Source organism: Streptomyces abyssalis (assembly GCF_001751365.1).
Lineage (GTDB): Bacteria > Actinomycetota > Actinomycetes > Streptomycetales > Streptomycetaceae > Streptomyces > Streptomyces abyssalis.
This window is the reverse complement of sequence record NZ_LJGT01000037.1, coordinates 874,711-896,443: the sequence shown is the minus strand read 5'-3', so window position 1 is coordinate 896,443 and position 21,733 is coordinate 874,711. Positions and strand designations below refer to the sequence as shown.

Here is a 21,733-nt window from a genome sequence, read left to right as displayed (position 1 = left end):
GCGCCCCGTGGCTTCACGGGGCGCGGGGCGTTGTCAGTGGCCGGTGCGAGACTCACGCGCATGACGGATGACCTGGGCACGGCCGTGCGGTGGGCGCTGGCCGAGTGCGAGGACGGGCGTGCCCGGGTCTGCCCGCTGGACGGGCGCGGGATGCCCGCCGGTCCCGTGCGCACCGAGGAGTCGGCCGTGGCCGCGGTGCGCGCCCGTCCGGGGGTGGGCCGGTGGGTGTGGCGGTCGAGCGCTGCCGTGCACCCCCGGCTGTCCGAGGCGGGCGTGCATGTGGAGCGGTGCTACGACGTCGAGGCGGCCGAGGCGCTGCTGCTGGGGCACGAGGGGCGGGCCGGCGCCCCGAGGTCCCTGGCTGCTGCGTGGGCGCGCCTGCACGGTCTGCCGGTGCCGCAGGACCCTCCCGCCGCCACGCGGGGAGCGAAGGAGGCGCCGTCGCTGTTCGACGCTGGTCCCGCCCCGCTGCCCGAGGGTGTGGGCCCGATGACGGCGCTGCTGGAGGTGTACGCCGCGCAGCTCGAACGTACGCAGGCGGCCGAACACCCGGAGCGGATGCGGCTGTTGCTGGCCGGTGAGTCGGCGGGGACGCTCGTCGCGGTGGAGATGGGGCGTACGGGCGTGCCCTGGCGGGCGGACGTCCACCGTGAGCTGCTGGACGAACTGCTCGGCGAGCGGTACGGGGGCGGCGGGCTGCCGAGGCGGCTCGCCGAGCTGGAGGAGGAGATATCTGCGGCGTTCGGGCCGGGGGTGCGGGTCCGTCCCGATCTGCCGGCGGACGTGCTGCGGGCGTTCGCGAGGGCGGGCGTCGTGCTGTCCTCGACGAGGGCGTGGGAGCTGCGCGGCGTCGACCATCCGGCGGTCGGGCCGCTGCTGCAGTACAAGAAGCTCTACCGGCTGTGGACGGCGCACGGCTGGTCGTGGCTGCGCTCCTGGGTCCGGGACGGCCGCTTCCGCGCGGAGTACGTCCCGGGCGGTGCCGCGTCCGGCCGCTGGACCACCAACGGCGGCGGTGCGCTGCAGATCCCGAAGGTGGTGCGGCGGGCGGTCGTGGCCGATCCGGGCTGGCGGCTGGTCGTGGCCGACGCCGGGCAGATGGAACCGCGGGTGCTGGCCGCGGTCTCGCGCGACCCGGGGCTGATGGCCGTCGCGGGCAGCGGTGAGGATCTGTACACGGCTCTGTCCCACACGGCCTTCGGCGGGGACCGCGCGCAGGCCAAGCTCGCGCTGCTGGGCGCGGTGTACGGGCAGACCAGCGGGGACGGGCTGCGGAACCTCGCCGCGCTGCGCCGGCGCTTCCCCCGAGCGGTCGCCTATGTGGACGAGGCGGCGAGAGCGGGCGAGGAGGGGCGGCTGGTGCGCACGCATCTGGGCCGTACCTGTCCGCCGGCCGGGTCCCCGGCCGGTGAGGAGGACGGGGGCACGGGGCCGGAGGCGGAGGCAGCCTGGGACGGCGGCGGGGAGACACCGCCCGTGGCGCCCGACGGCGCCGGCGCCGGTGGTGGTGCTGCACGGGCACGCGGCCGCTTCACGCGGAACTTCGTGGTGCAGGGCAGCGCTGCCGACTGGGCGGTGCTGATGCTGGCCGCGTTGCGTCAGGAGCTGGCGGGATCGGCGGCGGAGCTGGTCTTCTTCCAGCACGACGAGGTGATCGTGCACTGCCCTGCGCGGGACGCGGAACGGGTCGCGGAGGCGGTCAGGGACGCGGGAGAGCGGGCGGGACGCGCCGCGTTCGGTGACACGCCGGTGCGGTTCGCCTTCAGCACGGCCGTCGTCGAGTGCTATGCCGACGCCAAGTGACCGGTGGCCGCTGCCGGCAGAGACCCACCCCGCGGGCCGGTCCGCCCGCGAGTCGCACTCTCCCGGCCGGGCCGGTCGGTCACGGCGCCAGAGCGGAGCGCAGCGTGGCCGCGACGGCCGCGGCCTCTTCCTCGCTGCCGTAGCGGCTGCGCGGCCAGAAGAAGCCTCGCAGTCCGTCCTTTCTGTTGCGGGGGACGACGTGCACGTGGAAGTGCGGCACGGACTGGCTGACGCGGTTGTTCGCGGCGACGAACGAACCGGCTGCCTCCATGCCCGTCTCCACGGCGGCCGTGACGCGCCGTACCTGGGTGAAGAACGGACCCACGTCCGGGACGGGCAGGTCCGTGAGCGTCTCGTGATGAGCGCGGGGGACGACGAGGGTGTGGCCGGGGAAGAGCGGCCGGGCGTCGAGGAAGGCCACCGCGTCCTCGGCGTCGAGGACGCGGTGGCTCTCGCGGCGGCCCGCCACGATGTCGCAGAAGATGCACTCCACTCCCCCAGTCAACAGCCTCCGTCCCGCGCCCGCGGGCAGGAGCCCGCAGGACAAGGCCACGACCGCAGGACGAGGCTTCGGCGGAACCCGGTCCCGGGTGGCTCCAGGCACTCCGGCTTCGCCGGGTCGTGGCCCGCGCTCGGCGTACGGCCCTGCGTCGCCGGACCGATCACCAGCGACCTCGGCGAGAGGGCCCACACCCTGCCTGCGGCGGAGGGATCCGGAGACGGTGAGGTGGGCGGGCCCCTGCACCCGGCGGCTGCGGCGGGTGCAGGGGCCCGGCCCACGCGGGCCGCCGGCAGCCGCCGGGTGTCCGAGGATCACGGGACAGAAGGCCGCAGCCCCGCCATGGTGCGCGGGACCCGTCAGGTGCCCATGTCGCAGCAGCCCTCACGGCGCAACTGCCGGCTCACGCGGCGCCAGTCGGCGGCGATGCCGCCGGCCGCCGTCGCGGTGTCCTTCTCCCCTCCGCGTTCGGGGAAGGAGGCAATCAGCTCGGAGGCTTCGAAGAGTTCGCCGCCGCGCAGGACCGACACCGTGCGTACGAGGTCGTCGAAGTCCTTGAAGGGATCGCCGTCGACGAGGGTGAGGTCCGCGAGCTTGCCCGCCTCGACCGTCCCGAGGTCGTCCTCCGCGCCGAACACCCGGGCGGGCATGACGGTCGCGGTGCGCAGCGTCTCCGCAGGGGACAGGCCGCCCCGGTGCAGTGCGCGCAGCGCGAGGTGCAGGTGGAGGCCGACGGGTACGAGGGGCTGGTCGGTGCCGAGCGCGATGAGCCCGCCGCCGTCGAGCACCCGCCGGTAGATCGCTGTCTCCCGTGCCAGCGTGTCCAGTTGGGCACGTGTGGGCGGTGTGCCGGCGAGCTCTTCGACGGCTCCTGTGTCCCACGGCGGCATCAGCCGCGTCACCCTCGGATCGTCGGCGAGTGACGGATCGGCGCCCAGCAGCGGCACGGCGGCGAACGGGGTGGCGACGAGGTGGAAACGGGCGCCCTGCGCGGTGTAAATCTCCTCGACGTCCTGGTGTGCGCGCCCGGTGGCCGTCGTCGCGTGCCCGAACTCCAGGCGCTGTGTGGCCTGCAGATGGGTCGTCAGGTCGCCGCCGAGCTGTATGCCGGGTGTGCACAGGTGACTGCCGGCGCGCACGCCGAGCCGCTCGTGTGCGAACTGTGCCGCCTCGGCCATGATCCAGCCGGGGGCCCGCACGTACGTCTTGACGAAGTCCCAGTCGAGCCCTTCCGCGCGCTCCAGTGAACGGCGCAGCCCGGCACGGGTGCGGTGCGGGCGGCCCATGCTGTAGGCGACGCGCGCCCCGTCGAGCAGTTCACCGGTGGCCAGCAGCCGCGGCCCCGCGAGGGTGCCGCCCGCGACGGCTTCACGGATGCGGGCCTGCTCGTAGGCGAAACCGCCGAGGGACACGGCGGTGGTGATGCCGTATGCGAGCTGCGTTGCGGTCTGACGGCCGCCGTAGGTGCTCTGCCAGGGGTGGGTGTGCGAGTCCCACAGGCCGGGCAGGACCGTCAGCCCGGATGCGTCGACGTGCCGGGCCGCGGCACGTCCCGCTGCGTGCGGGAGTACGGCCCGGATGCGTCCGCCGCGCACCACGATGTCGACGTCCTCACGGACCTCTCCGCCCGTGCCGTCCCAGAGCTGCCCTGCCCGTACGACGGTGTCGCGGGCCTTCGGCGGCCGGTGCCGCAGCCGGACCGGAACCGTACGGACGTCGCCGCTGCGGACGTCGAGGAGGCGCAGCCTTCCCGCCGACAGATACAGCAGCGTGCGCGAATCGGCGGACCAGGAGGGGTGGTCGGCGCTCTCGTCCGTGATGCGGCGCGGCTCGCCGCGGGGCGTGCCGTCGGGACGTACGGGCAGCAGCCACAGCGCGGACTCGCTGACGACGGCGAGATGCGCGCCGTCCGGTGACCAGACGGGGCCGCTGTCGTAGCGGTCGGACAGCGAGGCGTGCGGGGCGAGAGGGTACAGCCGGTCTTCGCCGCTGCGCGCGTCGATGATGCGGATGAGGTTGTAGCCCTCGCGGAAGCGCTGGTTGAGGCGGTTGCGGTCACAGATCGCGAGGTGGCGGCCGTCGGGCGACCAGCTCGGTCTGCCCGGCAGTCCGGCGGCGCCGAGAGGCTCGGCCAGTACCCGTTCTTTCTCCCCGCGTAGATCGCGCACGAGGAGGTTGCCCGTCATGTCGAGACAGGCGAGGCGGGAGCCGTCCGGGGAGAGGACGGGGAAGACGCGGCCGCCGGCTGAGAGGACCTCCTCCTCCCCGGTGCGCAGATCCCGGCGGCGTACGGCGAGGAGTCCGTCGCGGTCGTCGGCGTAGACGAGACCCTCTCCCCCGGGCGTCCACGTGGGCGCGAGCGGATAGCGGGTGGTCGCGCCCTCGACCACCTTGCGGGGGCGTGAGTGGCCCGAAGTCCGGGCGACCCAGATGGAGTTGAGTGCGGCGAAGGCGACCTGGGAGCCGTCGGGCGAGAGGGCCGGGAGGTGCAGGGCACGTACGGCTGCGCTGCCGCCGGCCTGCGCCGCGAAGCCGTAGTCCTTGACGCGGTACCGAGGGCGCTCGACGGGCAACGAGGCGGCGAAGGGGATGCGTTCGGAGTCCCCGGGAGCGGCGGTCCGTACGAGGCTGAACTGCCCGTCGACGGTGAGCAGCAGCTCCCCGGCGGAGACCCAGCGGGGCGGCACGGGCAGCACCTCGCCGTCGACCGCGAGCACTTCGCCGTCGACGAGCAGAGTGCAGGAGGCCTCGGGCGAGGGCGTGGTCCGCAGCAGCGCGAGCCCGCCCGTGGGCGAGACGGCCGGCGTCATCACGTCGGCCTCGGACTTCTCGGTGTACTCCGTGCGCACCGCTCCCCCGCCGTCGGCGCGTACGGACGCTACCGTGCGGCTGCGCAGCACCGGCCCGTTCTCACCCTCCGCGGGGGTGCCGCGCACGAACAGCACGCGTTTGCCGTCCGGGGACCAGGCCGGGTCGAAGTCCTCCCAGGGGCCGTCCTGATGCGGTCCGTCCTGGCCGGGCAGGCCCGTCAGCCGGGTGAGTTCGTCCGTGCGTACGTCGAGGATCCAGATGCGGTACGGGCTGCCGGTGACCGTGTCGCCGCCGCGCTCGGAGGAGAAGGCGATGCGGGTGCCGTCCGGGGACCAGGCAGGGCCGCGGTCGTCCCAGGGGCCGTCGGTGCGCTGCCGGAGTCCGGAGCCGTCGGGGCGCAGCGTCCACAGGTGAAATCCGCCGCCGCGGAAGGCGCAGACGGCCAGTTGCTTGCCGTCGGGTGAGAACTCGGGCCGGGTGGGCTCGAGTTCGGGGGCGGTCAGCGGCACGGCACGTCCGCCCTCGCGGGGCACGGACCACAGGATGTTCTGCACTTCCGCGACGAGGCGGTCACCGCCCGGGGCGAGGGTGGCGGCGCCGTTGGTGGCCGCGGTGAAGGAGAGCGTGATGCGGGTAGGGCTGCCGGCCGGTGCGGCGGCGGGGGTCGCGGCGGCTGCGGTGCCCGCGGTGCCCACGACGGTTCCCGCTGCGCTCGCGGTGGCGGCGCCCGCGGCGGTCGTGGCGAGGAAGCGGCGGCGGGAGAGCCGCGCGGCGCGGGACAGCGGGCTGCGGGTGCCGGGGCGCGCGGCGGTGCCCGCCGTGCCGGCCGGCCCGGAGGCGGCAGCCGGCCCGGAGGCGGTCACGGGTCGGGCGGCGGCGGCCTGTTCAGCGGTGGCCTCGGGTACGGGCGTGGTCCGGGACTCGGGTACGGCGGGGTCGCCGACGGGGCCGACGGGGTCTGTGGGGGTCATCGGTCCTCCCGGGGCACCGGTCTCGAGTGGGAACGCTGGTGGCAGGGGTGAAGGCAGGTGTCCGCGTGCGGAAGGGCACCGACGGTGTCCAGTACAGGAGTGCTGGTCAACATCGCGCCAGTGTAAGGGCGTTGGGAGAGATGTCTCCGGGTTTGCCTCTGCCCCGGAACGTCACGCGGGGGCTTCGGACCCGCCGTCGGGAAGGTCCAGCAGCGCACAGAGTTTCCGGGAGGCGGGGCTGGCGGCGTCCCCGGCCGGCCGCGCGACGGACACCTCCCACAGCGGCTGCGGCCCCTCCGTCAGCGGCAGGGCACACAGCCCGGCGGCCTGCGGTTTGCGTGCGAAGTGCCGGGGGACGACGGCGACTCCGAGCCCCTGCTCCACCAGTTCGAGGAGGCTGTGCACGTCGTTGACCTCCAGCGCGACCTGCCGTTCCACGCCGGCGCCGGCGAAGGCGCGGTCGGTCAGCTGGCGCACCCCCCAGTCGGGCTGGAAGTCCACCAGTGCCTCGCCCTTCAGCTCCGCCCACCGTGCGCCCTCTCCCCCGGCGAGGGCGTGCCCGGGATGGCAGAGCAGGACGAGCGGTTCCTCGGTGAGCGGCGTGAGGCTCACGCCGTGCGGCGGCGGCCCGCACAGGGCGATGAAGGCGAGGTCGAGCCTGCCCGTGCCGACAGCCTCGGCCAGCAGACCCGAGCCGGCCTGGCGCAGCCTGACCTCCACCCGGGGGTGCTCCGCACGGAATCGGGCCAGCAGACGCGGCACGTCCACGCCCGCGATGCACTGCTCGGTGCCGACGGCGAGGGTGCCGCGCAGCAGGCCCTGGGCCGCGGCGACGGCCTCCTTGGCGGCGCGGACGCTCGCCAGCGTCCGGGTCGCCTCGGCGAGCAGCGCCCTGCCGGGGCCGGTCAGTTCGACGCTGCGGGTGGTGCGTACGAACAGCTTGGCGCCCAGTTCCCGCTCCAGCGCGCGCACGGACGCCGACAGCCCGGACTGGGAGACCAGCAGCCGCTCGGCGGCGCGGGTGAAGTGCCGTTCCTCGGCGACGGTGACGAAGTACTCAAGGTGCCGTAGTTCCACGATTGAGAACCATAGTCGCTGAATCCATTCGCTTTCTTCTATTGGACTCCTCGCCTCCGGCGGGCGAGGGTGGAGTGGTCCGTGGTCCACCGGCCTCTAGCCGGTGGCCGGGACTTGGCCGTTCTGCCGACCGCGGCATCCGCAACCCCGATGAGGAGACACCCCCGTGTACGAAGCCGACGCCGGCCGCTACGAGACGATGCCCTACCGCCGTACGGGCCGCAGCGGCCTCCGTCTGCCCGCGATATCGCTGGGCCTGTGGCACAACTTCGGCACCGACCGGCCGCTGGACCGCCAGCAGGCAATCGTCCGCCGTGCCCTGGACCTGGGAGTCACGCACTTCGACCTGGCGAACAACTACGGCCCGCCGCCCGGCGCCGCGGAGACGGCCTTCGGCCGGATCGTCCGGCAGGACCTGCGTCCCTACCGGGACGAGATAGTCGTCTCGACCAAGGCGGGACACCTCATGTGGCCCGGTCCGTACGGGGAATGGGGCTCACGCAAGAGCCTCCTCGCCTCACTGGACCAGAGCCTGGGCCGCATGGGCCTCGACCACGTCGACATCTTCTACTCGCACCGGCCGGACCCCGACACCCCGCTGGAGGAGACGATGGGCGCGCTGCACTCCGCGGTGCAGCAGGGCAAGGCGCTCTACGCGGGCGTCTCCAACTACTCGCCGGAGCAGACCCGGCAGGCCGCGGGCATCCTGCGGGAGCTGGGCACGCCTCTCCTCATCCACCAGCCGCGCTACTCCATGCTCGACCGCGGGCCGGAGACGGGTCTGCTGGAGACGCTGACGGAACTGGGTGCCGGATGCATCGTCTTCTCACCGCTGGCCCAGGGGCTGCTCTCCAGCCGGTACCTCGACGGCGTGCCCGAGGGTTCCCGTGCTGCCGGGGCGAGCCCGTTCCTCAGCAGCGACCAGATCACCGGCGAGACCGTCGGCATGCTGCGCGGACTGAACGAACTGGCCCGGGATCGCGGGCAGTCGCTGGCGCAGATGGCGCTGGCCTGGGTGCTGCGCGACAGCGTCACGTCGGCTCTCGTCGGCGCGAGCAGCCCGGAACAGCTCGCGGACAGTGTCGCCGCGAGCGAGCGGCTGGGGTTCGCGGACGAGGAACTTACGCGCATCGAGGAGCTGCTGGCCCAGGGGCCGTCAGCCGGCTGAGCCGGGCCACGGCCCCGGCCCGTCCAACGGCCTGGGCCTGCCCGGCCGGTGGACGGCGCCCCGGGCACGCAACACCGCCCTGAATCAGGTCAGTTGAAGGTGTCGGGGTCGGGCCCGACGCGTGCACCCGTCTCCAGGGGCTCCACGGCGGCCATGTCCTCCTCGTCCAGTTCGAAGCCGAAGACGTCGAGGTTCTCCCGGATGCGCGACTCCGTCGCCGACTTGGGGATCACGATGTTCCCCAGCTGGAGGTGCCAACGCAGCACGACCTGCGCCGGGGTCCTGCCGTGCTTTTCCGCGATGGCGGTGACTGCCGGGTCCTCCAGGACGCCGTTGCCGCGGCCGAGCGGCGACCAGGCCTCGGTGGCGATGCCCAGTCCCGCGTCGAAGGCGCGCAACTCCTGCTGCTGGAGGCGCGGATGGAGCTCGATCTGGTTGACGGCGGGGACGACGTCCGTCTCCTCCGTCAGCCGGCGCAGGTGCGCGGGGTGGAAGTTGGAGACGCCGATCGCGCGGGCCCGTCCCTCGGCGTACACCTTCTCCAGGGCACGCCAGGTCTCCACGTACAGATCCCGTGCGGGCAGCGGCCAGTGGACGAGATAGAGATCGACATGGTCCAGGCCCAGCTTCGCCAGGGACTCCTCGAAGGCCCGCAGCGCGGCGTCGTGACCCTGGTCGGTGTTCCAGAGCTTCGTCGTCACGAAGAGCTCATCGCGCGGGATGCCCGACTCGGCGAGCGCGCGGCCGGTCCCGGCCTCGTTCCGGTAGAGCGCGGCTGTGTCGATGCTGCGGTATCCGGCTTCCAGTGCGGAGGCGACAACGCGCTGCGTCTCGTCCTCCGGCACCTGGTAGACGCCGAAGCCGAGCTGCGGCATGCGGATTCCGTTGTTGAGGGTGACTTCCGGGACTGTGCTCACGTGGCGTTCCTCGGTTCCTCGGCGTGACGCTGTGGATCGCGGCGGATCACGGTGGGCCGGTGTGGATCGTACGGACGGATCCCACCCTAAGGAACCACCAGTTCCGCTTGCACTCCGCGGCGTGGGTTCGCGTCCGCTACGGCTTGGCCAGGGAGAGCACGTGCTCCGCCACCGTCTCCAGCAGGCGCTCGTCCTCCTCCTGCGGCCGCATCGAGGCCGGTTCACCCCGGTAGGTGTCGAAGAGGACGTGCGTGGCGCCGAGTTCCGCGAGGCCGTCCAGGTCCCGCCGGATCTGCTCGAGGGTTCCCTGGCCCGCCAGGCGCGTCTCCTCCTCCAGCGCCGAGCCGGTCAGCCTCAGCGGCAGCCGCGGCGCGAACTGCGGTACGGGCCTGCCCTCGTCCTCGGCGATCCGGCGCAGCGTGGGGAGCCCCTCCTCGCGGATGAACCGCATCCGCAGATTCAGGGGATGCCACGCGTCGCCGTATCTGACGGTTCGGCGCAGCGCCGCCTTGCCGGCGCCGCCGACCCACACGGGCGGCACGCGTACGGGCAGCGGTCCCGTGGAGACGTCGTCGAAGGTGACGAACTCGCCGTGGTGTGAGATCTTCTCGTGCCGCCACGCCCTGGTGACCACGTCCAGATACTCGTCCGTGATCGCTCCGCGCCGCCCGAACTCCACGCCGAGCGACCTGTATTCGGTCTCGCTCCAGCTGACCCCGACGCCGACGATGAGACGCCCTCCGCTGAACCTGTCGATGTTCGCCGCCGCGCGGGCGGTCAGCAGCGGGTGCCGGAAGGGCAGCACGGTGACGGTGGTGCCCAGTTCTATCCGCTCGGTGTGTCCCGCGAGCCAGGCAAGCGTCGTGAACGGGTCGTAGAACGGCGCCTCGTACTGCTGCGCCACTTCCTCGGTGACCGCGACGTGGTCGGAGATCATCGCGAAGTGGAAACCCCGCTCCTCGGCATACCGCGCCCAGCGCAGCAGCGTGGCCGGTTCCGTGCCCGTGCCGAAGTTGAGGATGTTGACGCCGTAACGCACCCGAAGTCTCCTTGTTCTCGCGGCCCTGCGGTGGGGCCGTCTCGCTCGCTGTACATCGGTGACCCGGCCGGCGCCACCGGCGCGACGCCGTGGACGAGCACGATGCCCGTAGCGCGCGACGGGCAGTTCGGGCAGCAGCCGGGAGGCGGCGATACCGCCGGGCAGCGCCGGCGCGAACGCACAGCCGCGTGCCCGCGGCAGGCCGGGGACGGACAACTGCCGCACCGCGGCCGGGATCTGCCTCATGCGGAGGACTGCGCTCGCGGCCGCTCACGCGGTTCGCCGGCCCGGCCGGTGGTCCCCCGTCCCCCAAGTCCACCGGCCGGTCCGGCCGCAGTCGCCTCCTCGAGGCGAGGTGCCGCTCGTCCGTGGACCCCCCTTGCAATCGTCGCGCCGAAGCGGCGACTTCTGACACCCACGGACGAGCAACCCGAGAACGGCCGTTCTCTTCCATGCAGAGTAGTCTGAAGAACGGTGGTTCTCAAGTGTGACGGGGACGGGGATGGAGACCGAAGTCAGTGTCGAGACACGTGTGTTGGATGCCGCTGACGCGCTGTTCTACGCGCAGGGTGTCCAGGCCGTGGGAATGGACCGTATCCGCGACGCCTCGGGCGTCCCCCTCAAACGTCTCTACCGGTGCTTCCCTTCCAAAGGCGCTCTCGTCGAGGCGTACCTGCGCCGCCGGGACAAGATCGCACGCGGGTCGATGGAGGAGCATGCGGACAGCCTCTCCTCGCCGGACGAGAAGATCCTCGGGATCTTCGAATGGCTGCACACCGTGGTCAGCGAGCCCGGCTTCCGCGGCTGCGCGTTCAACAACGCCTTCGGCGAACTGGGTTCGCACTCGGCTGCCGTCACAGCCATCGTGCAGGGCCACAAGGCCGCCCTGCGGCGCTTCTTCTCCGGGCTCGTCCACGACGCCAAGGCCCCCGACCCGGAGGGCCTGACCACTCAGCTCCTAGTCCTCTTCGACGGAGCGATCACCGTCGCCGCCATCACCGACACACCCGCACCGGCCCTGCGGGCCCGCGACGCCGCCGCGGCGCTGCTCGCCGCCGGCGGCCGGGAGGAGCCGGCCCAGCACGGGTCCGGCGTCCCCGTCCGAGCGGACGGCTCCCGTCCGGGAGGCTGACCCGGCGCCGACCGTGGCCGTATCGTCGGCGTACCCGCCGGGCGGCGGGACGGCGCTTCCGGCGCCGCAGGCGTCGGCGGCGGGCCCCCGCGGCGTTGCCATGGGCCGGCTCCCGCTGGGCACGCTCACCGTCGGACGACAACGCACAAGCGGGCGGCCCACGGCAGGACGCCCGGAAGGAGGCCAGGGTGGGCGACTACGAGGAGATCTTCCGAGCGAGCGTCGCGGACCGTGAGCGGTTCTGGCTGGAGGCGGCCGCCGCGCTGGACTGGCACAGGGCGCCGTCGAAGGCTCTGGACGATGCGCGGCCGCCCTTCTACCGCTGGTTCCCCGACGGCGAGCTGAACGTCTGCCACAACGCGCTGGACCGTCACTGCGAAGCGGGCCACGGAAGCCGGGCGGCGCTGGTGTACGACTCCCCTGTCACGGGCGTGAAGACCACGTACACCTACGAACGGCTCCGCGACGAGGTCGCCGTCTTCGCCGGCGTGCTGCGGGATTCGGGTGTCTCGGCGGGCGACCGGGTCGTGATCTACATGCCGATGGTGCCCGAGGCCGCCGTCGCGATGCTCGCGTGCGCGCGGCTCGGCGCGGTGCACTCGGTGGTCTTCGGCGGCTTCGCCGCGAAGGAGCTCGCCGTGCGGATCGACGACGCCGAACCCACCGTCGTCGTCTCCGCCTCGTGCGGGATCGAGGGCTCACGCGTCATCGAGTACAAGCCCCTGTTGGACCAGGCGATCGGGCTCGCCGCGCACAAGCCCGCGCGCCAGGTGATCCTTCAACGTCCGCAGGCCGAGGCGGAGATGGGCGCGACGGATGTGGACTGGGCTGCGGCGTGCGCCGGCGCCTCACCCGCCGCCCCCGTGAACGTACGCTCCACGGACCCGCTCTACATCCTCTACACCTCGGGAACCACCGGGAAGCCCAAGGGTGTCGTCCGCGACAGCGGCGGCTACGCGACGGCCCTGGCCTGGAGCATGGCGAACGTATACGACGTGGGCCCCGGCCAGACGCTCTTCACCGCCTCCGACGTCGGCTGGGTCGTCGGGCACTCCTACATCGTCTACGCGCCGCTGCTCGCCGGAGCGACAACGGTCCTGTACGAGGGCAAGCCGGTCGGCACACCGGACGCGGGCCAGTTCTGGCGCGTGGCGTCCGAATACGGCGTGCGGTCGATGTTCACCGCCCCCACGGCCTTCCGTGCGCTGAAGAAGGAGGACCCGGACGGGGAGCTCGCCCGCCGGTACGACCTCTCGTCGCTGAAGTACCTCTTCCTCGCCGGGGAACGCCTCGATCCCGAAACGTACCGCTGGGCCTCGGAGTTGCTGGGCATCCCCGTCATCGACCACTGGTGGCAGACCGAGACGGGCTGGCCCATCGTCGCCAACCCCGCAGGGATCGAACTGCTGCGGGTCAAGCCCGGGTCGCCGACCAGGCCGCTGCCGGGCTGGAACGTCCAGGTCCTCGACGGCGACGGCAAGCAGGTGCCGCCGGGCACCAACGGCGCCATCGTCGCGAGGCTCCCGATGCCGCCCGGCGCGCTGCCGACCCTGTGGAACGACGACGAGCGGTTCGTGGAGTCGTACATGTCGGCCTTCGACGGCTACTACCTCACGGGCGACGGCGGATATCTCGACGAGGACGGCTACCTGTTCGTGATGGGGCGTACCGACGACGTCATCAACGTCGCCGGTCACCGGCTGTCCACCGGCGGCATGGAGGAGGCCCTGGCCGGTCATCCCGACGTGGCGGAGTGCGCCGTCATCGGCGTGGCCGACGAGATGAAGGGGCAGGTGCCGCGCGGGTTCGTGGTGCTGAAGTCCGGGGTCGACGCCGCCGCGGAAGGCTACGAGGAGCGGCTGCGCGGGGAGCTGGTGCAGCTCGTACGGGACCAGGTCGGCGCGGTCGCCTCCCTCAAGGACGTCGCGGTCGTGGCGGCACTGCCCAAGACCAGGTCGGGGAAGATCCTGCGCAAGAACATGCGGAGCATCGCCGACGGCACGGACGAACCCGTACCGAGCACGATCGACGACCCGGACGTGCTGGAGGCACTGCGGCCGGCCCTGCGGAAGCAGTAGAGCGGCAGAGCCGCAGGACAGGGGCGTGCCTCCCGGGGCTGGGCTTCCGGGGGCCGGGGCCTCCGGTGGCGAGGCTTCCGGGGCGGAGCGGCTGCCTCCGGCCCGGCCGCTCCCCGCCGGCCGGGCCGGTCTTTCCGCCCGTCCCCCCGTTGTCAGACCCCCGCCCTACTGTCGCTGCCATGACGACGACTCCGTCCCCCGCACCGGCACGCCCGCATGTCGTGGCGCACGTGGCCGTCACTCCCGAGGGGGTGACGACGGGCTTCGAACCGGACGTCGGGCTCTTCTACGAACTCGCGGGCACCTGGCAGGAGGACGTCACGCTGGCGGGCTCCGGCACTCTTCTCGCCCAGGAAGCCACGCTGGCCTCCGCGCCGCCCGGTCCGGGTCCAGCCGCTGACGGGCCGCTGCTCGCCGTCGTGGACGGCGGGGGCCGGATCAGCCGCTGGGAAGAGCTGCGGGCCGCGGGTCACTGGTCGGACGTCCTCGCCCTGCACTCGGCATGCACCCCGCCCCGTCCCGCGTCGCGTCAGGTTCGTGAGCTGGTGACCGGCAGCGAACGGGTCGACCTGCGCGCGGTGCTGGAGACGCTCGCCGGGCGAGAGGGGGCCGGGGTCGTACGGGTGGACAGCGGCGGCTCCCTCATCGGCGCGCTGCTGGCGGCGGATCTGCTCGACGAGGTCAGTCTCCTGGTGCACCCGTGCCTCGCCGCCGACCGGGACGGGCAGCGCTGGTACGGGAACGCGCGGGGCACCGGCAGGGCGCTGGAACTCGTCACGAACGAGACGCTGCGGGACGGCATCGCCTGGCTCCGCCATCGGGTGCGGAGGTGACCCGCGGCGAGCCCGGTTCGGGCGACCGTGTCCTCAGCCGCCTCCGCGGCTGAGGACGCCGTCCCCGGGCGAGCGGCGCATGCCGGACGGTGCCGCCCACACCCGTGGGAGCACCCGGCCGTCCCGTTCATACGTACGTCCAGTGCGCCGTTCTGCGCCGAGGGCACGGCGGGGGTAAGCAGTAGGTATGTCGCAGCGGTTCGCTGATCTCCGCCGGTCCGTGCGCGGAAATCACTGGATGCTCACGGTCCCGGTCGCCTTTCTGGTGATCGTCGCCGTGGCCGATGTGATCGCGCCGGCCCACATCCATCTCGGTCCGCTGCTGGTGGCCGCGCCGGCCATCACCGCTTCGTTCGCCGGGCCCTGGGCGACCGGGATGATCGCCGTACTGGCCGTGGTCGCCCAGTCGGTCATCGGGGTCCTGCGCGACCGGGACGAAATCTTCTCGGCCAACCACCAGGCGCAGATCGCGGCTCTGGTCCTCGTGGGTGCCTCACTCGTGGGCTACTGCATCGTCCGGGAGCGGCGCTCGCGGGAACTGTCGAAGGTCAGGCAGGTGGCCGAGACCGCACAGCAGCTGGCCCTGCGGCCCCTGCCCGAGCGGATCGGGCCCCTGCGGATCGCCTCCCTCTACGTGGCCGCGGAGGCCGAGGCCAGGATCGGCGGAGATCTGTACGCCGCCGCACGCACCAGCTCCAGCACCCGCCTGATCATCGGTGACGTGCGGGGCAAAGGCATGTCCGCCGTCGGCGACGCCACCCTTCTCCTCGGGGCGTTCCGGGCGGCCGTCCGCCACCGTGAGGGCATGGCGGAGACCGCTGCTCTGCTCGATGAGAGCGTCACCTGGAATCTCGCCGATCCCGTCGGCGCGGAGCCGTCCCAGGAGACGTTCATCACCGCGTCGCTGCTCGACATCCCCGACGAGGACAGCCGATGCGACATGGTCGTCTGCGGACATCCGCCGCCGTTGCTGCTGCGCAAGGGCGGCGTCATGACCCTGGAGCCGGACCGCCCCGCTCCCCCGCTGGGTCTCGGCGGGATGATCACGGCCGACTACCACGTGGACGGATTCGAGCTGGAGGCCGGAGATCTGCTGCTGCTCTACACGGACGGCATCACCGAGGCACGTGACTCCTCGGGGCGTTTCTATCCGCTCGCGGAGCGCATCACCGAATGGAGCGTCTCCGGCCCGGATGCTCTGCTGCAGCGGCTGAGGCGGGACCTCAGACACCATGTCGGCGGACCGCTCGACGACGACGCCGCCGTGATCGCGATCGAGCGCCTGCCGTGAACGCCGCGTCGAGGGCCGGGGTGTCCCCCGCGGCCCTCGGTGTCACGGGCCCTCAGTCGTCGCCGAACCCGAGGTCGGCCTGTACGGGGAAGTGGTCACTGGGATGTTCGCCGCCGAGCGTGAATGTGTTGAGCTTGACGGCTTTCGTGCGGATTCCGGGTGAGGTGAGGATCCAGTCGATGCGCGCGCCAGGCCTGGAGGGTCCGGCGTAGTTGTGCCAGGTCGCGTGCTCCTCGCTGCGCGCCCCGGGCGGAGCGGCGGTCCAGGTGTCGGCCAGCCCGCCCTCGGTCAGCAGCGTCTCGTAGACGCCGCCGGGCTCCCTGACCGCCGGGGCGTTGAAGTCGCCGGTGACGATGCGCGGCAGGGCGGCGTCGAACGGCGGAAAGGGCGGCTCGGGGCGGTGCATCTGCCGGGCGAGCAGGCGGGCGCCGGCCAGCCGGGCCTCCGCGCTCGCGTTGTCCAGGTGGGTGTTGAGCGCGTAGAACTCGCGGCCCGTCGTCCTCTCGCGGAAGCGGGCCCAGGTCACCATCCGCGGCGAGCCCGCACCGGGCCATTTCGCTCCGACCGAGTACGGATCGTGGGCGATCCAGAAGTGCTCGTACTCCACGGGTTCCAGGCGGGCGGTGTCGTAGAAGAGCGCCATGAACTCACCGCGGCTGCCGCCCTCCCGTCCCGTCCCGATCCAGTCGTAGGACCTGCCCGGCTGCTGGATGTCCTCGTGGACGTCGCGCAGTTGGCGGTGCAGACCCTCCTGGGTGCCGACGAGGTCGGGCGCCTCCTGCCGCAGGAGGGCCGCCACGGCGGGCCGGCGGCGGCTCCACGAGTGCGGTGCGGCGCTGTCGTAGTCGGCGAAGCGGAGGTTGAACGTCATGACGCGCAGATCCATGGGACATCCGTATCACCGCCGCACGGCGGCCGTTCAGCGCGGCTGCCGCATCATGACGGGAAGCGTTGCCCCCGGGCTGCTGTCAGGACGGACGGCTGTGCGGCCGGAGGGGCGGAGCCCCGCCGGCCCCGCCGTGTGCCTCACCCTTCCCGGGGCGCCCGCCGGGCGGCGGACATGCTGAGGCCGAGCATCGCCATGACCTCCTCGGCGACGGTCCGGTGCCATGCGGCGGACCGCCGCAGCATCGCGTGGTCGCCGCCCGGCACCGGGACGAACCGGGCGTCGGCGCCCGCCTCACGTGCCCGGGCCGTGAACCGGCGGGAGGCCTCGGGGTCCGTCACGCGGTCACGGTCGCCGTGGACGAGTACGGCGCGACGGCCGGCGAGCTGCGCGGCCGGCTCACCCTCCGGGCACCACGGGGCGAGCGCCACGACACCCCGTACGCCCGGTGCACCGCCCACGCGGAGCGCGGCCCTGCCGCCCATGGAGTGTCCGACGACCACCACCGGCAACTCGCCCACGGTGCGGGCCAGTTCGCCGAGCGCCCAGCGGGCGTCACGTGCGGCGTCCTCGCGTTCACCGTTCCAGCCGCGGCACCGGTAGCGGACCCGGCACAGCAGCACGCCGTGCCCGGCGGACGCCCTGGCCAGGGGCGGGAGGAAGAGCCTCATCCGGGCTCCTGGAAGGTTCAGCCGCGGCGGTGCCTCCGGGCCCTCGGAGCGGCCCCCGTGCAGCACCAGCACGGCGGCGCGGGGATGACGGATCTTCGCGTGCGGTATCAGCGCGGGCGCCGGCGCGGACCGCGAAGGGGGCGCACCGGGCGCGCTCACCGGGCCGCCCCGGCACACCGGCCAGGGCGGGAGCCGCGCCGCTGCCCCGTACGTCCGGGGGCGCACAGCGCCGCCACCGACAGGGCACCCCAACCGACCGATACGGCAACGGCCTTGGCACGCGTGCTCCTTGGCAGCGTCGAGCCGAGGAGCGCCGCGTCACCGAAGTCGGAGGCGATCCTGACCACGGCGGCGGTGCGGAGCGCCGGCCCTTCCGGCGCGCACAGCATGGCCAGGCCGCCGGCGACGTCCCGCCACACCAGGGGGCGCAGCGAGATGCGCGTCTCCTCCGCCACCCGTCCTTCCGGGTCGGCCAGTCCCGAGGGGCGGGCCAGCAGCTCCGGCCTGGCCGTCACCGCCAGTCCGTACAGGGCGGTGGCCGCTCCCAGCATCCGCAACATCTTCACGTGCACTCTGCTCCGCCTCGCCGTCGTCCGTCGCCGGTGTTCTCGTCAGGTTCTCGTCCTTGGCGGCGCCCGTGGCGTACGCGTCGGGCCGCCACCGCTTCCGTGGTGTGTACCCCGCGATCACTGCAGGAGACTCGGTGGACGCCGTCGCATGTACGCCCCGGGAGGCGGGGCACGGGTGCCTGCCGGCGGCTTCCTGCGGGCAGGTGTTCCGCCGGAGGCCGTCAGGAGCGACCGCACGGGCCGCGGCTGGCGGGGACGGCCGGAACATGCCGCACAGGAGGGTCGGAGAAGGTGACGGACACACAGGACTCACAGGAGAGCCGGGACGCGGCGGGGTCACGGACCGCCTTCCGGGTGCCGGGGCTCTCGGCGCCCGTCGAGATCCGCATCGACCGTTGGGGCGTGCCGCATCTGTACGCCGCCTCCCGCCGCGATCTCTTCCTCGCGCAGGGCTTCAACGCCGCCCGCGACCGCCTCTTCCAGCTCGACCTGTGGCGCCGCCGCGGACTGGGGCTGCTCTCGGAGGTCTTCGGCGAGGAGTACCTCGAAGGTGACCGCGCCGCCAGGCTCTTCCTCTACCGCGGCACCATGGAGGAGGAATGGAGCGCCTACGGTCCGGACGTCGAGCCGGCGGCCCGGGCGTTCACCGCGGGCATCAACGCCTACGTCGAGCTGTGCCGGCGCCGACAGGCCCCGCTGCCGCCCGAGTTCGCGCTGCTCGGTTACGGGCCCTCCTTCTGGGACCCGTCCGACGTGGCCCGTATCCGCAGCCACGGGCTCCACTACAACCTCGGCGAGGAGGTCTCGCGTGCGCTGACGCTGCGCGACTTCGGGCCGGAGGCCGAGGATCTGCGGCGGGTACGCGAACCGTCGCCGCACCGGCTGCGGGTGCCGGACGGGCTGGATCTCTCCGTCATCCCCGACGACGTGCTGCGGGTGTACCGGCTGGCGACCGTACCCCCGTGGGCGGCGCCGCCCGGCGGACAGCAGACGGCGTCCCGTGCGGGCCTGGACGGCAGCAACAACTGGGTGCTGAGCGCCTCCCGCACCGCCACGGGCCGTCCGATGCTGGCGAACGACCCTCATCGCGCGCTCACGCTGCCCTCGCTTCGCTACCTGGTGCATCTCTCGGCCCCGGGCCTGGACGTGATCGGCGCCGGCGAGCCCGCGCTGCCCGGCGTCTCCATCGGGCACAACGGCCGGATCGCCTTCGGGCTCACGATCTTCCCCATCGACCAGGAGGACCTGTACGTCTACACCACCGATCCGGCGGACCCGACCCGGTACCGCTACCGCGGCGGCTGGGAGTCCATGGTCCGGGTGACGGAGACGGTCCCGGTCGCAGGCGGCGAGGACGTGGAAGCCGAGCTGTGGTTCACGCGGCACGGTCCCGTGATCCGTCAACTGCCCGAGCGGAACGCGGCGTTCGCGGTACGGGCGGCCTGGCTGGAGCCCGGCATGGCCCCCTACCTGGGCAGCATGAACTACATGGGGGCTCAGAACGCCGCCGAGTTCACCGACGCGATGCGGCGGTGGGGCTCCCCCGGTGAGAACCAGGTGTACGCGGCGGACGACGGCACCATCGGCTGGTGCCCCGCCGGGCGCGTGCCCGTCCGTCAAGGCTGGGACGGGACGCTTCCCGTGCCGGGCGACGGCAGCCACGAATGGGCGGGCCACCAGGCACCAGGCACCCTCCCCTCCGTTCGCGACCCCCGCTCCGGCTGGCTCGCCACGGCCAACGAGATGAACCTGCCGCCCGCGTACGGCGATTCGGAACCGACCGTCACCTACGACTGGTACGCGCCCTACCGGTACCGGCGCATCGCCGAGACGCTGGAGAGCCGTGACGACTGGACCGTCGCGGAGTGCGTGCGGCTGCAGACCGATCAGCTCAGTATCCCGGCCCGCAGCATCCTGCCCCTGCTGCACGGAGCGGCCGGCGACGACGCACGCACGGCCGGGGCGCTGGAGTTGCTGCGCGGCTGGGACGCGCGGTTGACACCGGACTCCGCGGCCGCGGCGCTCTTCGAGATCTGGTTCCGGCGTCACCTGCGTCCGGCCCTGCTCGGCTCCGCCCTGGAGCACCTGCTGCCGGGGGAAGAGTCCCGGCGGGCGCTCACGCGGATCATGCCCGCCGAGGACGCCGCAGCCGACGCCCGGGTGGATCTGGATCTGCTGCTCACACCCGGTGAAAGGCTGGGTCCCGACCCACGGCACGCCGTGCGCGGCATCATCCAGGACACCCTCGCCGCCGCGTACGCCGAGACGGAGGGTCTGCTCGGGACGGATCCGGGGGCCTGGCGCTGGGGCGAGCTGCACCACAGCCTCCTGCGGCATCCGCTGGCGGACCTCGTGCGGAAGCGGACGGGAGACGAGCCGGAGTGGATGTCCCTGGGGCCGGTGCCGCGCGGCGGCAGCGGCGACACCGTCGGGGCCGCCGCCTACACCTCCGGCTTCCGCCAGAGCGGAGGCGCCACGTTCCGGCTCGTCGTCGACGTCGGCGCCTGGGACCGGTCGCTGGCCATGAACTCCCCCGGCCAGTCCGGCGATCCCGGCAGCCGCCACTACCGCGACCTGTTCGCAGACTGGGCGCAGGACGGCGCCTTCCCCCTGCTGTACAGCCGCTCCGCGGTCGAGGAGAACACGGAGCGCGTCCTCATGCTGGAGCCCGTACCGGAGGCGCGGGACGCCGGCCCCTAGCCTGCCGTGGCGGATTCCCGGGCGCCGGGCCGGGCGCCGCTCCCGCGCGGCTCAAAGTGCGGATCATCCGGGATTCCCGAGGGAGGCCGTGTGCGGGCGGGCGGGCGGCGGGACAGCAGGCAGCCGGCCAGCGCGGCGGCGAGGCCGGCCAGCCCGGCCGCCGCGAAGCCGCCCGCCGGCACGGACAGGTCGATCGCTCCCCCGACAGCCGGTGTACCGAGCGCGAAGCCCGCGCTCAGCGCCGAGGACTGCAGGCCTGTGGCTTCGCCGCGCGCACCGGCGGGCGCGAGCCGGCTCACCGCTTCGGCCACTGCGGAGAGAGTCGGCGCGGCGAGCAGCCCCGCACCGGCAGCGGCCACGCACAGCCATGGCCAGTCGTGGGCCAGCCCGGCGGGAAGGGTCGCCAGCCCGAGCAGACCGAGCAGCAGCCATGTGGGCAGCGGCCGGGGCAGCGCGCCGTACACCAGACCGCCGGTTATCGACGCCACTCCGTACACGGCCACGACCGCGGCGGCCCAGGACACCTGGCCGGCTTCCTCGAGGGTGGCGACGATCGCCAGGTCGGTACCGCTGAGCAGCATCGTGGTGCCGAACGCCATCACCAGCACGGCGATCATGTCCGGGCCGAGCCACTCCCGGCGGCGGGGACGGCCGGACTTGCCGGCATCCACTTCGTCCGCCGCACGCACCCGCGGGTTGAGCAGGGCGAGTCCCGCTCCACCCGCCACGATCGCGGCGCCGACGCCCCACGCGACCACGTCAGGGGACACTTTCGCCGCACAGAGGATCACGATCGGCGGACCCACCATGTACGACAGCTCGCCCTGCAGCGATTCCAGCGCGAAGGCAGCCTGGCGCTGTCCCGCCGTCGTCATCGCGGCGATCGCCTGCCTGGCGACCTGCTGGGCGGGCACCATCAGCAGTCCCGCCGCGAAGGAGGCGCCCAGCAGGGGCCCGTACGGCAGAGCCGGTACGCCCAGCCAGAACGCGGCCTGCACCACGACGGTGACCAGCAGTACGGCACGGGGACCCCGCCGGTCGATCATGCGGCCTAGCAGCGGCCCGCCCAGCGCGATCCCCGCGGTCATGGCCGCCGCGGCGCCTCCCGCCGCCGCGTAGCTCAGGTCGAGGCCCAGCACGACGTACATCGTCAGCGCCATCACGTCAGCCGTGATCGCGAGGCGGGCGAGCAGCGAAATGCTCAGCAGTTGTGCCATCCCTGGCACGGTGAGGACCTGCCGGTATCCGGTCATCTGCCTGACGCTAGATCAATCCCCAGGCCATAGAA

Annotated in this window: 16 protein-coding genes; 7 read left to right on the top strand and 9 right to left on the bottom strand. The window is 73.1% G+C overall.

The window, feature by feature from the left end:
* The first annotated feature begins 60 nt into the window (after nucleotides 1-60).
* Nucleotides 61-1,803, top strand: a complete 1,743-nt coding sequence (locus AN215_RS07005) for a bifunctional 3'-5' exonuclease/DNA polymerase (RefSeq protein ID WP_070009625.1) — start codon at nucleotides 61-63, stop codon at nucleotides 1,801-1,803.
* 79 nt (nucleotides 1,804-1,882) lie between these two features.
* Here the strand turns inward: AN215_RS07005 and AN215_RS07000 are convergent, their stop codons facing one another.
* The 3 genes from AN215_RS07000 to AN215_RS06990 all read right to left on the bottom strand — a co-directional run bounded on the left by AN215_RS07000 (nucleotide 1,883) and on the right by AN215_RS06990 (nucleotide 7,161).
* A complete protein-coding gene (locus AN215_RS07000) occupies nucleotides 1,883-2,296 on the bottom strand; it encodes an HIT family protein (protein ID WP_079122761.1) in 414 nt (137 codons plus the stop codon).
* 365 nt (nucleotides 2,297-2,661) lie between these two features.
* Nucleotides 2,662-6,084, bottom strand: a complete 3,423-nt coding sequence (locus AN215_RS06995) for an amidohydrolase family protein (protein WP_079122760.1) — start codon at nucleotides 6,082-6,084, stop codon at nucleotides 2,662-2,664.
* 171 nt (nucleotides 6,085-6,255) lie between these two features.
* Nucleotides 6,256-7,161 (bottom strand): LysR family transcriptional regulator, encoded by a 906-nt coding sequence (locus AN215_RS06990; protein WP_070009626.1) that lies wholly within the window; start codon nucleotides 7,159-7,161, stop codon nucleotides 6,256-6,258.
* Nucleotides 7,162-7,360: 199 nt separating this feature from the next.
* Here AN215_RS06990 and AN215_RS06985 point away from each other — a divergent pair, with 199 nt between their 5' ends.
* Nucleotides 7,361-8,329, top strand: a complete 969-nt coding sequence (locus tag AN215_RS06985) for an aldo/keto reductase (protein ID WP_107374305.1) — start codon at nucleotides 7,361-7,363, stop codon at nucleotides 8,327-8,329.
* 89 nt (nucleotides 8,330-8,418) lie between these two features.
* On the opposite strand, the gene AN215_RS06980 is transcribed toward AN215_RS06985, so the two are convergent.
* Nucleotides 8,419-9,246, bottom strand: coding sequence for an aldo/keto reductase (locus tag AN215_RS06980; RefSeq protein ID WP_070009628.1), 828 nt, complete (start codon nucleotides 9,244-9,246; stop codon nucleotides 8,419-8,421).
* A 136-nt stretch (nucleotides 9,247-9,382) separates the two neighbouring features.
* Nucleotides 9,383-10,285, bottom strand: a complete 903-nt coding sequence (locus tag AN215_RS06975) for a TIGR03619 family F420-dependent LLM class oxidoreductase (RefSeq protein WP_070009629.1) — start codon at nucleotides 10,283-10,285, stop codon at nucleotides 9,383-9,385.
* A gap of 502 nt (nucleotides 10,286-10,787) precedes the next feature.
* Between AN215_RS06975 and AN215_RS06970 the strand changes: the two genes are divergently transcribed.
* The 4 genes from AN215_RS06970 to AN215_RS06955 all read left to right on the top strand — a co-directional run bounded on the left by AN215_RS06970 (nucleotide 10,788) and on the right by AN215_RS06955 (nucleotide 15,619).
* A complete protein-coding gene (locus AN215_RS06970) occupies nucleotides 10,788-11,417 on the top strand; it encodes a TetR/AcrR family transcriptional regulator (protein ID WP_070009630.1) in 630 nt (209 codons plus the stop codon).
* Nucleotides 11,418-11,605: 188 nt separating this feature from the next.
* The gene (locus AN215_RS06965; protein WP_070009631.1) at nucleotides 11,606-13,495 is read left to right on the top strand and encodes a propionyl-CoA synthetase; all 1,890 of its coding nucleotides are present in this window, start codon (nucleotides 11,606-11,608) and stop codon (nucleotides 13,493-13,495) included.
* A gap of 179 nt (nucleotides 13,496-13,674) precedes the next feature.
* Complete coding sequence (locus AN215_RS06960) at nucleotides 13,675-14,328, top strand: dihydrofolate reductase family protein (protein ID WP_070009632.1); 654 nt, start codon at nucleotides 13,675-13,677, stop codon at nucleotides 14,326-14,328.
* Nucleotides 14,329-14,515: 187 nt separating this feature from the next.
* Entirely contained in the window at nucleotides 14,516-15,619 is a 1,104-nt protein-coding gene (locus AN215_RS06955; RefSeq protein WP_070009633.1) for a PP2C family protein-serine/threonine phosphatase, read from the top strand.
* Between the two features lie 52 nt (nucleotides 15,620-15,671).
* On the opposite strand, the gene AN215_RS06950 is transcribed toward AN215_RS06955, so the two are convergent.
* From AN215_RS06950 to AN215_RS06940, 3 genes are all read right to left on the bottom strand, one after another.
* Nucleotides 15,672-16,505, bottom strand: a complete 834-nt coding sequence (locus AN215_RS06950; RefSeq protein ID WP_070009634.1) for an endonuclease/exonuclease/phosphatase family protein — start codon at nucleotides 16,503-16,505, stop codon at nucleotides 15,672-15,674.
* Nucleotides 16,506-16,645: 140 nt separating this feature from the next.
* Nucleotides 16,646-17,242 carry an alpha/beta hydrolase gene (locus tag AN215_RS06945; RefSeq protein WP_338057909.1) on the bottom strand — a complete coding sequence of 199 codons (597 nt, stop codon included), beginning with the start codon at nucleotides 17,240-17,242 and terminating at the stop codon, nucleotides 16,646-16,648.
* Between the two features lie 89 nt (nucleotides 17,243-17,331).
* Nucleotides 17,332-17,748 carry a hypothetical protein gene (locus AN215_RS06940; protein WP_079122759.1) on the bottom strand — a complete coding sequence of 139 codons (417 nt, stop codon included), beginning with the start codon at nucleotides 17,746-17,748 and terminating at the stop codon, nucleotides 17,332-17,334.
* Between the two features lie 288 nt (nucleotides 17,749-18,036).
* On the opposite strand from AN215_RS06940, the gene AN215_RS06935 reads away from it, so the two are divergent.
* The gene (locus AN215_RS06935; RefSeq protein WP_079122758.1) at nucleotides 18,037-20,445 is read left to right on the top strand and encodes a penicillin acylase family protein; all 2,409 of its coding nucleotides are present in this window, start codon (nucleotides 18,037-18,039) and stop codon (nucleotides 20,443-20,445) included.
* Here the strand turns inward: AN215_RS06935 and AN215_RS06930 are convergent.
* A complete protein-coding gene (locus AN215_RS06930; protein ID WP_107374285.1) occupies nucleotides 20,442-21,698 on the bottom strand; it encodes an MFS transporter in 1,257 nt (418 codons plus the stop codon). The genes AN215_RS06935 and AN215_RS06930 overlap by 4 nt on opposite strands.
* Nucleotides 21,699-21,733 lie beyond the last annotated feature (35 nt).